This window comes from Mesorhizobium sp. CAU 1741 (assembly GCF_039839275.1).
Classification (GTDB): Bacteria; Pseudomonadota; Alphaproteobacteria; order Rhizobiales; family Rhizobiaceae; genus Aerobium.
In genome coordinates, this window is record NZ_JBDOQP010000001.1 from 576,245 (window position 1) to 588,398 (window position 12,154).

A 12,154-nucleotide genomic window follows, 5' to 3' on the forward strand; every position below is an offset into this window, starting at 1 on the left:
AAAAAACGGTCCGCCCGCATTGCGGTTTAGCGGCAGGCGACATACCCGTTGCGACGGTTCTTGATGTCGAAATGAAAGTGGTCGGCGTGGGCGGCGTTGTAGCCCGGACCGAGAACGGTGCTGAAATACTCGCATCCGCCTGCCCGGACATTGTTGAGCAGGCCGCGCTCGCGGAAACTGAACCAGCCGGGCTTGCGAACGTCGATGTCCTTGCCGTTGCGCAGTTCGATGCGCATCACGTCGAGCGCGTTGCCTTTGGAATGTTCCGATGCGACGGACGTGCCTGCGATCCTGCGGCACGAATAGCTCGACCCTTGATGGATGGTCTTGACGCCGGAGAGATAGCGCCAGCGCGCGGCAGGTGTCAGTTCGTCGCTCGCCCAACTGGCGAACGCCAGCGCCATGTCGCAGGTCAGCGTCGCAGCCGGTTTCATCGCGACGTTGCCCGACAGACCGGAAACCTGGACCGGATGGTCGATCCGGCAGGAACCGCCATCGTTGATTGGCGTCAGGTCGCGAAACGTGACGCCGAGACGCTGCAACTGGCGCCGGCATTCGACTTCGCTCGAAGGCAGGACATTCTGCGGTTCGGCCAGTGGCCGCGAGATTTGCGGGTAGGCAGCCATCAACGCGTCAGGCGGCGCCAGCCGTGCAAGGCCGCGCTGTGGCTGGGGTGCCATGGCCGGAGCCACGGACGCCGTCTGGAAGCCGACGTCGACCTTCGGCACCAGCACGTCGGTGACGGAACAGGAGGTGAAGGCGAGCGCGGCGATGGCGGCCGATGCCGCGGTGAGCGCGACGCGCGCCGGCCAAGCGGCAACAGCATCAGGCTTCGCTGCCCCTTTACGCAATACTTTGGGCATGTCGATTTCCGTTTGGCGGTCTGGCCGACACGGTAAACGCGAAGGGTAAACAAAATCTCAGCGGGAGGTGGAGGCTACCGGCACCAGGTGCCGCCGTTGCGTCGCTCGGCCATGTCGAAGTGGAAATGGTCGGCATGGTCGGCATCCGTGCCCGGGCCGAGCACGGTCTTGAACGGGCCGCAGGCGGCTTTCCGCAGCTCCGCCATCAGCCTTGCCCTGCGGGGCTCCGACCGGCGGTAGTGCCGCACGGCGATCGTGGTTCCGTCCGTCAGTTCGACGCTGCCCCAGTCGAGCGCGTTGGCGAAGGCGTGTTCGGACAATGTGCTGGTGCCGGCGCGCGGCCGGCAGACATAGGCCGAAACCTGATTGACGGCGGCAATGCCCTCTTCGAATACTTCGCGGGCCAGCGGCTCGGCGTGGTCGGTGACGAAGTCTGCCGTCGCCTCGGCCATCGCGCAGGTCATGACGGCCTCGGGACGGAGGTCGACGTCTCCCGGCAGCCGTGTGACTGTGAGGGGCCAAGGTGCGGAGCATCCTGACGCATCGGATAGCGGCTCGTGTTCCTTGAAGACCGTTCCGGTGGCAAGCAGTCTTCGCCTGCACGCGGCTTCTTCTGCCGGCATCTTTTCGGCCGTGGACTGCAGCACAGTCTGGTCAGGAGCCTTGGTAGCCGGGGCGTCGGGGCGGGACGAGGGGATTTCGATTTCCTCTGGCAAGGTCTGCGATTGTTCTGATTCCTGGGCCAGCAGGGCGGCGGGCAGGACCAGAAGCAAAAATGCGTAAAGGAGTGCGTATCTGTTCACGTCAGGGAATATGGTGCGCGGCTTGAAGGCGGCAACATTTCACGCGCCAATCGCTTCGAGACCTTCCTCGAGCCAGTCGCCCAGCATCGGCAGTCCGAGCAGATATTTGGAAGCGCGGCGTCCGTGTCCACGTTGCCGGGCCTCGCTGACCGCGTCGTCCCATTCGGCGGTATCGAAATCGCCGCGCCCTACCCAGGCGATGGCGATGAGTTCCGCGGCTTCGTCGACGTTGAGGTCGTTGATCAGCGCGCGCAGTTCGCGCTCGGTGAGATCTTCCGATTCTTCTTCTGCCAGGCCGTCATGGTGATGCGCATCGCGCGACTGATCGTCGAGTTCGATCTCGTGTTCCCCGCCGGCCTCATAGTCGTGGTTGAGGGCGGCGCTGATCGCCTTTGCCTTGAGCACGAACAGACGAACGGTTTCGGGATCGATGGTCAGATCCCATTCCTTTTCGACGGGCTTCTGCACAGTTTCCTCCACGCAACGAGGCTCATCATAGCGGAATTTGCGTGATTTTGGCGAGGTGGATGTGCGATCGAGCGAAGTCCCTGATTTCTTCGCGAGTGATTCTGATGTGGTTGCTGTCGCCCAAGGTGCTGCCGATCCTGCTGCTCGTGGCATCCAACGTCTTCATGACCTTTGCCTGGTACGGACATCTCAAGTTCAAGTCGGCCCCGCTTTATGCAGTCGTGATGATAAGCTGGACGATCGCACTGGCGGAATACTGGCTGGCGGTGCCGGCCAACCGGATCGGCCATGCGGTCTATTCCGCGGCCGAACTCAAGACCATCCAGGAAGTGATCACGCTCGCCGTGTTCGTCGTCTTTTCGGTCTTCTACCTCCGTGAAGCGATCACCTGGAACCACGTGGCGGGCTTCGTGTTGATTGCGGCGGGTGCGGCGCTGATCTTTCGGGCCTGAACTGCACCAGATCGACCGAACCTGCAGTTCCAGGAAGCGTGACGCCAAGATTCTTCGTGAAAATTGGACTGGAATTGCTATATTTAGACGGACAAACGTTGGACGGTTCGCTGGCCGAGGCTACCGGACCGTCTTCTTTTTGTGTCTCGCAATGCTGCGCGGGGGCAAAAAACGAAAGGACAGAAAGGTCGATTGACATGAACAAGGTCCCGATGACGGTCCGGGGTTTCGAAACGCTGAAGGAAGAGTTGCGCTGGCGCCAGCAGGAAGAGCGTCCGCGCATCATCGAGGCGATCTCGGAAGCGCGTGCGCATGGCGACCTGTCGGAAAACGCCGAGTACCATGCCGCCAAGGAATCGCAGAGCCTGAACGAAGGCCGCGTCAACGAGCTCGAGGACTTTATCGCGCGGGCAGACGTGATCGATGTATCGAAGCTGTCGGGCGAAAAGATCAAGTTCGGCGCCACCGTCGTTCTCGTCGATGACGATACCGAGGAAGAAAAGACCTACCAGATCGTCGGCGACCAGGAAGCAGACGTGAAGGCCGGCCGCATCTCCATCTCCTCGCCGATCGCGCGGGCTCTGATCGGCAAGGAAGTCGGCGACGAGATCGAGGTCAACGCACCCGGCGGCGCGCGCGGCTACGAGATCGTCGAACTGCGCTGGGTCTGAACGCGGACCCGGCCCCGCGCGTGGAAACCGTCACCGGCTACGTCTTCGAGCCCGGAGATCTGCGCGCGGGGGAGCGCCCGCCGGGCGTGAGCGCCTTCATGCGCATCCGCAACGGCGCGGATTTCCTCGAAGCGACTATCCGCACCCATATCGATGCGTTCGACGAGATCGTGGCCGTGCACAACCAGTGCACAGATGCGACGCCCGACATCCTTGCCCGCCTCGCGCAGGAATACGGGCCAAAGCTGCGCGTCTTTCACTATCTCGATCGCGTCCATCCGCCGGGCAGCGCTGCCCATGCGGCGGAGCCCGCCAATTCGCCCCACAGCCTGGTGAACTACTACAATTTCGCGCTGTCGCGTACGCGCTACGCCTATGCGACCAAGCTCGACGACGACCATCTGGCGATCACCGAACTGTTGCGTGGCCTGTGCGATAGTCTTCGCACCATGCCCGCTGGCAGCGATGGGGTCATGCACTGCTTTTCCGGGCTGAATCTTGCTCGCGACACGGCCGGGACGCTGGTCACCCCTGCAACTTCCACGATCTCTGGCACGGGGGACATCGGCTTCTTCCAGGTCTCGCCGGACACCTGGTTCCGCCATGACAGGCGCTACGAGCGCTTTCATCGCGGAGGCTTGAAGCGGGAGTTTTCCGGCTTCCTCTACTGGCACCTGAAATACCTCAAGCAAGGCGAGGGGTTCGCCAATTACGAACTCGAGAGCAATCCGGATGGCCGGTACTGGCGTCAGCTCGGGCGATTGCGCGCTTCGCCCATGCTTAGCCTGCCGCAGCTTCGCGCCACGATGCGGCCGACGTTCAAGGACCGCGTGTTGGCGGCGGTGAGCGAGAAGCGGCGGGTTGTCGCCGATGCCCGCGCCTCAGTTCCGCTCCGTTTCCCGCAGGGCAGTTTCGAACAGGCGCTCGACGCGACCAGTCCCGGATGGCGCACTTGGTTAGACGTCCTGGGCTGATCGGCTAGTCGCGCCGGTACAGCCGGTGGCGCAGGCGCGAGAAGGCGCCGCGCAGCGGGCGTTCCAGATGGTATTTGCGGAAGAGTTGCAGTCGTCCGTAGAGTGACACGGGGAAATCCGTCGCGGCGGGCACATACCAGCCGTTTGCACCGCTGCGGCGCACGACCTTGTATCCGTTTGCGGTCATGTAGTCGTGAATCCGAAGGTCGCGCACGCGATCCTCGATGAGGATGAAAGCGGGGCGGTAGCGTTCCACGGAAAAGCCGTCGAGAACCTGCAGTTCGTAGCCTTCGACGTCCAGCGAGAGAAAATCGATCCTGTCGATTCCATGCTTTTCAAGAAGAGAGTCCAGCGTCATGACCCGCACGGCGCGGACTTCCTGCTCCGATACACGGTGGTTGATGAATTCGTCGGCAAGGGTGCTGGCGACCCCGGCCACCTTGAAGTTCATCAGTGTGTCGTGCTTGTCGCGCGGTCCGCAGGCGACCTCTTCGACATGGGCCTTGCGGACACGTCGCAGGTCTGCCGCGTGTTCGCGCAGCGGTTCGACGAGAAGACCATGCCAGCCATTCTGTTCCAGCCGCAGGGTCTGCGAACCGTCTTCGGGATCGTTGGCGCCGACTTCGACGAATATCCCGGCCGGCGTGCGGGCCAGAAACTCGAAAACCAGATCGCCTTCCTGAGCATGGCGATAGATCGCCGGCTGGAGCAAGTCTTTGGCAGCCATGATCCCCCCAAGGCCCATCACCCGATTACGTTCGCCTTGATAGAGCAGATGCACGTCGCCGGCCAGAGTGCGTTGCGCGGCGGCGCATCTCAGATGGCGATGAGACCTTCATCCTTGACCTGGCGGATCGTCAATGCCGTGCGCACCGTGTCGACATTTCGTGTCGATGTCAGTTCCTCGATCACGAAGGTCTGGAAGGTCGACAGGTCGCTCGCGACGCAGTGAAGGATGAAATCGGATTCGCCGGAGACCATCCAAGAGCGGCGGACAATCGTCCAGTTGCGCGTCTGTTCGGCGAACGCCTTGAGTTCGGCATCTGACTGATGGTGGAGGCCGATCAGGCAGAACGCGACGACGTCGAGCCCGAGTTCGCGTGCATTGAGAAGTGCGCGGTAGCCACGGATGATGCCGGCGTCCTCGAGCCGCTTGACCCGGCGCAGGCATGGCGGAGCCGAAATGCCGACGCGGCGCGAAAGTTCGACATTCGTCATCCGCCCGTCGTCCTGAAGTTCCTTTAGAATTTTCCAGTCTATGGCGTCGAGGTCGGCCTTCAGCGTCATGTCTTTGGTTCCGGGGGCGGGCGCTAGAATCTCTGATCTTTGGCGCGCGACGCTACCGGATATTCGACGGCCATCCAAAGCATTTCGGGCAGCGGGGTCGGGATTGCTCGCGACTCTTCGCGATGGAGCAGACTTCTCCCCAGCCTTTGCGCACCGCAGCAATTCGTCGCCTTGCAACCGCCATGTCACAACACCTAAATTGAGCGCGATATATTCTTACAGTTTCAGGCGATGCGCCGCTGCGCGTCCCGACAGTCGAAAGGCAGGACCATGACCGCGAGACACGCGCCCGTCATCATCATCGGTTCGGGGCCCGCGGGCTATACCGCGGCCATCTACGCGGCCCGTGCGATGCTTGAGCCGGTGCTGATTTCGGGGCTCGAGCAGGGTGGCCAGCTTACCATCACGACAGACGTCGAAAACTATCCAGGCTTTGCGGAACCCATCCAGGGACCGTGGCTGATGGAGCAGATGCGCGCCCAGGCCGAGCATGTCGGCACCGAGATCCTCACGGACCTGGTGACAAGGGTGGACATCGATGTCAGGCCATTCCGGATCAAGACCGATTCAGGCGCTGAATTTACCTGCGATGCGCTGATCGTGGCGACCGGTGCGCAGGCGAAGTGGCTCGGCCTGCCGAGCGAGGAGACCTTCATGGGCTTCGGCGTGTCGGCCTGCGCCACTTGCGACGGCTTCTTCTATCGAGGGAAGGATGTGGTGGTGGTCGGCGGCGGCAACACCGCCGTCGAGGAAGCGCTGTACCTTTCCAACCTGGCGAACAGCGTCACGGTGGTGCATCGACGCGACGAGTTTCGCGCCGAACGCATTCTCCAGGAGCGTCTCTTCAAGAAGGAAAATGTGAAGGTGCTGTGGGACCACGCGGTTGACGAGATTGTGGGCGACATACGCAAGGCACCGCTTCCGCCATCCGTGACCGGTCTCAAGCTGCGCAACACGAACACCGGAGAGATCACCGAAATGTCGACCCATGGGCTGTTCGTGGCCATCGGCCACGCTCCGGCCGTCGACCTTTTCGCGGGAAAGCTGAAGCAGAAGCCGAACGGCTATCTCTGGACGGCTCCCGATTCAACGGCCACGGACGTGCCCGGCGTGTTTGCCGCAGGCGACGTCACCGACGACATCTATCGACAAGCGGTTACTGCCGCAGGCATGGGTTGCATGGCAGCGCTGGAAGCGGAGCGCTACATCGCCGAAATGGACGCACACAGGGAAGCGGCTGAATAGTCGCGATCTGCTGGCTGAGGGGAACGGGTCCGATGGCTCTCGATTGGGACAAGCTGCGCGTATTCCACGCCGCTGCGGAGGCAGGCTCTTTCACGCACGCCGCCGAGACCTTGCGCCTGTCGCAGTCCGCCATATCCCGGCAGGTCAGCGCGCTGGAGCAGGATGTCGGCGTGCCCCTGTTTCACCGGCATGCGCGCGGCCTGGTGCTGACGGAGCAGGGAGAGACGCTCTACCACACGGCACATGAGGTGCTGATGAAGCTGGAGAGCGTCAAGGCGCGCCTGACGGAGGCCAAGGACAGGCCGTCCGGACCACTGCGTGTCACCACGACCGTCGGGCTCGGCTCTGGCTGGCTGACGGAGCGTGTGCAGGAGTTCCTCGATCTCTATCCCGAGATCCAGTTGCAGTTGCTGCTCGCCAACGAGGAACTCGACCTGACAATGCGCCAGGCGGATTGCGCGATCCGGCTTCGCCAGCCGCAACAGCCGGACCTCATCCAGCGCAGGCTGTTCACGGTGCATTTCCACCTTTATGCTTCCCCGTCCTACGTGAACAAGCATGGCAAGCCGCGCATTATCGACGAACTCGACCAGCACAGGATCGTCAGTTTCGGCGAGCCGGTGCCGTCGCATCTGGCCGACATGAACTGGTTGGAGACAGCCGGCCGGCCGGAGGGATCGAAACGCTCTGCCTCGCTGCAGATCAACAACATCATGTCGATCAAGGTCGCCGTCCAAAAGGGCGCGGGCATCGCCATGCTGCCGGACTACATGGTGGAAAAGGATTCGGGGCTCGTCCAACTCATGCCCGAGACCGAAGTGCCGTCGTTCGACACCTATTTCTGCTATCCCGACGCGATGAAGAGCCAGGTCAAGCTGCACGTCTTCCGGGATTTCCTGATCGCGAAGGCGCGAAGCTGGTCATACTGACATGCGCATTTTTTGTGCGGTGCACACGCCCTGCATAGTCAAAGTGCACCCTCTTTGAGCCATGCAACGCTCGCATAGGTGCAATGCAAAATACCTTGCTTGCTATTTGAGCAGATAGAGCCCATATCCTAATCATCTCCCGGGCGCGTTCCTCCTCCCATTAGCGCCCGCGAGTGTTCCCCTCTGGAGGTTTAGCCTAACGGCACTTCCAACGACTCAGCCGGATCTTTCAGATCCGGCTTTTTTTCTTTTAGCTCCCGCTCATCAACTGAATTTGGCGCCGGTCCAACCTGGACGGCGGGTAACCCTGCTTTGCTCTGCTTCAGGAGCGGAGCTGGTGACAGGGGAAGCCTGAGAGCGCGATCTGGCTTTGTTGCAGTGCAGTACCGGTCATGTAACGGTGACACGTAACCCCACGTAACCTGCACGCGAGGCCAGAACACCCCTATGTACGGCTCAGGGCGCGGTGAGGCATGCAGGCATTGCGAGATGGGGGCATCTCTCTTTGCCTGTCACGCTCACTGCGTCCATGAGTTTCCGCCGGCCACCCGCCGGCATCATTGCGGCGGACCTGCCGAGATCGTTTCATCCGATCGTGGTCTGCATCAAACGGCGCCGGTCCAAGACCCGGCGCCGTTTGCGTTTTCGGCCCCCGCCTCAGGCAGCCTTTCCCTGGGCGTTCATGATGTCGTCGGCAATTCGCCCCGTCAGTTCGGCCATGTGATCGAAGCGGGTCACGTAGGTTGCGACACCCGCGGTTGCCGAGCGCAATTCGACGATGAGGTTGCCGATCTCCGCTTGCGGCATCATGGCTTCAACGACGTCCCAACCATCCCATCCCGGCCTACCGTCGAAGCCGAGAATCTGGCCACGGCGCTGCGGGACGAGTGCCGTGACTTTCGCGGTCGTATCCGAAGGCGTGTAGATTTCGACCCTGAGGATGGGCTCCAGAAGGACGGGCGAACAGGCGGCCATTCCTTCCTTCATGCCCAGGCGCGCGGCCTGCTGGAACGCCATGTCGGAGGAGTCGACAGTGTGGTACGAGCCGTCCGCGAGGTTGACGCCGACATCGACCACGGGAAAGCCGAGCGGGCCGGCCCTCAGATAGTCCCTGACGCCCGCCTCGACCGAAGGTATGTACTGCTTGGGGACGACCCCGCCGGTTATGGTGTCCGTAAACTCGAATCCGGAGCCGCGGGGCAGGGGCTTAATGTCAAGGACGACATCGCCGAACTGGCCATGTCCGCCGGACTGCTTCTTGTGTCGACCGCGCTGGGTGACCGATTTGCGGATGGTTTCGCGATAGGGCACCTGGGGCGCATGCGAGTCGATCGCGATCTGGTATTTCCCTTCGAGGCGCTCGACGGTGACCCGCAGATGCATCTCGCCATGTCCCGAGATGATCGTCTCGCCGGTTTCCTGGTTCTGTTCCATCGACAGCGACGGGTCCTCTTGGACCAGCTTCTGCAATCCGGCGGAGAGCTTGACGTCATCCTTGCGCTCGCGTGGTCGCAGGGCAGCGACATAGACCGGCGACGGCGGCTGCAGCGTGACGAGCGGGGCGACGCTGCCCCCCATCTTCAGCGTGTCGCCGGTCGCGATGGCGTCGAGCTTGCCGAGCGCCACGGTCTCGCCCTCACCGGTACTTGCGAGCTTGTTCTGGTCCTTGCCGAGCATCTGATACAGACCGGATACCTTGCCGGAAGCACCGCTCGACGATGTCACTTCCTTGCCGTCTGCCACCTGGCCAGCGAGAACGCGGGCGATCGACAGCTTGCCGCCATGCGCGGTGTGGAGCGTCTTCATCACCTGCATCAGCGGCTTGTCGCCATCAGCACCCAGCCTGGCACGCGTGGCTTCGACATCGGGTGCATCATGCCGGATCGCCTTGAGCAACCTCAGGACGCCATTTCCCTTCTCCGCCGCGCCGATGAGGACCGGCGTGATCGCCCCGTCGCGAAGATCGGCCGACAGGTCGTCGAAGATCGCGTCGCGCGGCGGTTCGATCTCTTCCAGCAATTGCTCCATGAGACCGTCGTCGTGATCGGCCAGGGCCTCGAGCATCGAGAAGCGCGCCTCGATCTCGCGTGCCTTTTCGTCGTCGGGAATGTCCGCGATCGTGCTCTCCGCGTGCTCGCGGTAGATATAGGCGCGCTCCAGGGCCAAGTCGATCGAGCCGACCACGATCCCGTCCTGGCGCAGCGGTATCTGGCGCAGCATGAGCGGCGTCGTGCTGGCCGGCTGCAACAGTTTCAGCGTGTCTCTCACACCGGCCGACGCGCGGTCGATCTTGTTGAGGAATAGCATGCGCGGCACACCCATTTCGTCGAGTTGCCGCATGATGAGTTGCAGGGCGGGAAACTTCTTCTCGTCCGGTTCCGCAACGACGATCGCGATGTCGCACGCAGCCAGTATCGGCTGGGTCTCGAATGCGAATTCGATCGATCCGGGACAATCGACGAAGGTGATGCTCTCGCCCATGAATTCGGTGGTCGCGAACGTCGCCTCGACGCTCATCTGGTGGGCGCGTGCCTCCGGCGAGTTGTCGCCGACGGTGCCGCCCGCAGATACCGCGTTTTGTCTTGGAATGGCGCCCGTTCGCGCCAGCAGTGCTTCAAGAAGCGTTGTCTTCCCGCTCGCAAAGGGACCGACGATGGCTACGCATTTCGGTCCCTTGCGTCGTTCTCCGGCTCTTTTACCCATGATGACCTGACCTCCCTCTCACGCGTTTCCTCATGAGCGGCGGCCGGCCTTCGACCGTCGCAGGGCCTCAACGGCCCTACGGCCGTCCCGGGCCATATATCATCGTCCCACGAGTGCGGGATCAGGGCAAGAGGAGAGAGTCCGGTTGCCAGTCAGCTCGCAAGGGCGCGTTCAGGCTGCTGCAGGCTTTCGAAGAAGGCCTGCAACTGTTTCTTCGGTGCGGGGCGCGCGATGTGAAAGCCCTGGAAGCGATTGCAGCCGGCGGCCTTCGCCAGCGCCAGATCGGTTTCGGTCTCGACCCCTTCCGCGACGATCACCAGTTGCTGGATGCTGGCGATCTGCGTCAGTGCGGAGACGAAGACGCGCGCGACTTCGTCCTCAGCGAGGCTCTGGATGTAGCTCCTGTCGATCTTGATCGCGTCGATCGGCAGCGATTTGAGGTAGTTGAAGCCGCAGAAGCCGGTGCCGAAATCGTCCAGGGCGACGCGGAAGCCCATGGCGCGTGCGGTTTCCAGCCGTCGGAGGATTTCCGGCGTCGCGCTGGTGGCCGCCGTTTCGGTGATCTCGAGCACGAAGCGGCTGGCGGATTGTCCGGTCTCGCGCAGGACGCGACCAAGCATCGCGACGAACTCGTCGCGCTTGAGCTGTTCGGCCGAGACATTGATGCTGATGCGGCAGACGGGCAGATCATCGATGTCGAGGCAGGCGCGGCGAAACACCCAGGCGCCGAGCGTGTCGATGAGGTTTGTTTCCTCGGCGATCGGCACGAATTCGCTCGGCGGTATCAGGCCGCGCACCGAGTGGCGCCAGCGCACCAGCCCCTCGACCGCATAAAGGGTACCGTCGGCATTGATCACCGGCTGATAGTGCAGCTCAAGCTCGTTGAGGTAGATCGCTGCGCGCAATTCCCGTTCGATGAAGCGCCGATGGCGCTTGTGCGCGGAAAATGCCGTGTCGTAGACCGTCAGGCGCCCCCGGCCGGCCGCCTTGCTTTCGTAAAGCGCGAGGTCGGCAAGCAGCATCAGTTCCTTCGACTGGGATGCGTGGAGGGGTGCCAGCGCCGCGCCGATCGAGGCGCTCAGCGAGACCACGTGATTGTCGTAGGTGACGCCGTTGCGCAAGATTTCTTCCAGGCGATGGGCGCGGATCGTGGTGCTGGGCACATCGCAGTTATTGAGCAGGATGGCGAACTCGTCGCCGCCGAGCCGGCCGACCAGACCATCGGGAAAAAGTCGCTGGATCGTCCGCACGAGATGCACGAGCACCGTGTCGCCGAATGGGTGCCCGAAGCTGTCGTTCAGTTGCTTGAAGTGGTCGAGGTCAACGAGGACCAGTGTCGCCTGCTTCGGCGCCAGCGCGCGGCCGAGTGCCCTTTGCACCTCTTCGAGGAACGGCCCACGCATCATCGCGCCGGTGAGCGCATCCGTGCGCATCATCCGCACCGTCTCCTCCTCAATGGCCGACGCGTCTTTCAGGCGGCGACGGATCGATCGTTGAAGCAGGACAAATCCAACGATCGCGAGAAGATTTGCGGCGAGGCAGAACGCCAGCGCCCAGGCGAGGAACCCGGCGCCGCCAATCGCCCAGATCGAGCTTGCCAGCGTCAGTGCGGATGCGATGAAGAGGATCTGCAACGCGTGGTAGCCGCGTTTGCTGTGATTGCTGATGCTGGTAAAGATGCTCATGCCCCGCCGCCCGATATCCGCGCTTATCGGCTGCAATCTAGGGTGGGGTCTTTAAAGACCGGTTGCTCGTATAT

The 12,154-nt window shown here is 62.5% G+C and carries 12 protein-coding genes; 5 read left to right on the forward strand and 7 right to left on the reverse strand.

What is annotated here, in order from left to right; all coding sequences use genetic code 11:
- Positions 1-26: 26 nt before the first annotated feature.
- From AAFN84_RS02805 to AAFN84_RS02815, 3 genes are all read right to left on the reverse strand, one after another.
- Positions 27-863, reverse strand: coding sequence for an extensin family protein (locus AAFN84_RS02805; protein WP_347512986.1), 837 nt, complete (start codon positions 861-863; stop codon positions 27-29).
- A gap of 74 nt (positions 864-937) precedes the next feature.
- A complete protein-coding gene (locus AAFN84_RS02810) occupies positions 938-1,579 on the reverse strand; it encodes an extensin family protein (RefSeq protein ID WP_347512987.1) in 642 nt (213 codons plus the stop codon).
- A 126-nt stretch (positions 1,580-1,705) separates the two neighbouring features.
- Positions 1,706-2,134: a DUF3775 domain-containing protein gene (locus AAFN84_RS02815; protein WP_347512988.1), complete on the reverse strand. Its 429-nt coding sequence runs from the start codon at positions 2,132-2,134 to the stop codon at positions 1,706-1,708.
- Positions 2,135-2,235: 101 nt separating this feature from the next.
- Between AAFN84_RS02815 and AAFN84_RS02820 the strand changes: the two genes are divergently transcribed.
- From AAFN84_RS02820 to AAFN84_RS02830, 3 genes are all read left to right on the forward strand, one after another.
- Positions 2,236-2,586 carry a DMT family protein gene (locus AAFN84_RS02820; RefSeq protein WP_347513777.1) on the forward strand — a complete coding sequence of 117 codons (351 nt, stop codon included), beginning with the start codon at positions 2,236-2,238 and terminating at the stop codon, positions 2,584-2,586.
- Between the two features lie 197 nt (positions 2,587-2,783).
- Positions 2,784-3,257 carry a transcription elongation factor GreA gene (gene greA / locus AAFN84_RS02825; RefSeq protein ID WP_347512989.1) on the forward strand — a complete coding sequence of 158 codons (474 nt, stop codon included), beginning with the start codon at positions 2,784-2,786 and terminating at the stop codon, positions 3,255-3,257.
- Positions 3,258-3,277: 20 nt separating this feature from the next.
- The gene (locus AAFN84_RS02830; RefSeq protein ID WP_347512990.1) at positions 3,278-4,231 is read left to right on the forward strand and encodes a hypothetical protein; all 954 of its coding nucleotides are present in this window, start codon (positions 3,278-3,280) and stop codon (positions 4,229-4,231) included.
- 4 nt (positions 4,232-4,235) lie between these two features.
- On the opposite strand, the gene AAFN84_RS02835 is transcribed toward AAFN84_RS02830, so the two are convergent.
- Positions 4,236-4,958 (reverse strand): FkbM family methyltransferase, encoded by a 723-nt coding sequence (locus AAFN84_RS02835; RefSeq protein ID WP_347512991.1) that lies wholly within the window; start codon positions 4,956-4,958, stop codon positions 4,236-4,238.
- 89 nt (positions 4,959-5,047) lie between these two features.
- The gene (locus tag AAFN84_RS02840) at positions 5,048-5,518 is read right to left on the reverse strand and encodes an Lrp/AsnC family transcriptional regulator (protein ID WP_347512992.1); all 471 of its coding nucleotides are present in this window, start codon (positions 5,516-5,518) and stop codon (positions 5,048-5,050) included.
- Positions 5,519-5,788: 270 nt separating this feature from the next.
- On the opposite strand from AAFN84_RS02840, the gene trxB reads away from it, so the two are divergent.
- Positions 5,789-6,763 (forward strand): thioredoxin-disulfide reductase, encoded by a 975-nt coding sequence (gene trxB / locus AAFN84_RS02845; RefSeq protein WP_347512993.1) that lies wholly within the window; start codon positions 5,789-5,791, stop codon positions 6,761-6,763.
- 32 nt (positions 6,764-6,795) lie between these two features.
- A complete protein-coding gene (locus AAFN84_RS02850) occupies positions 6,796-7,692 on the forward strand; it encodes a LysR family transcriptional regulator (RefSeq protein WP_347512994.1) in 897 nt (298 codons plus the stop codon).
- 657 nt (positions 7,693-8,349) lie between these two features.
- On the opposite strand, the gene AAFN84_RS02855 is transcribed toward AAFN84_RS02850, so the two are convergent.
- Together AAFN84_RS02855 and AAFN84_RS02860 are read right to left on the reverse strand one after the other, a co-directional pair.
- Positions 8,350-10,395: an elongation factor G gene (locus tag AAFN84_RS02855; RefSeq protein ID WP_347512995.1), complete on the reverse strand. Its 2,046-nt coding sequence runs from the start codon at positions 10,393-10,395 to the stop codon at positions 8,350-8,352.
- Between the two features lie 152 nt (positions 10,396-10,547).
- Positions 10,548-12,080 carry a bifunctional diguanylate cyclase/phosphodiesterase gene (locus AAFN84_RS02860; RefSeq protein ID WP_347512996.1) on the reverse strand — a complete coding sequence of 511 codons (1,533 nt, stop codon included), beginning with the start codon at positions 12,078-12,080 and terminating at the stop codon, positions 10,548-10,550.
- Positions 12,081-12,154: the final 74 nt, after the last annotated feature.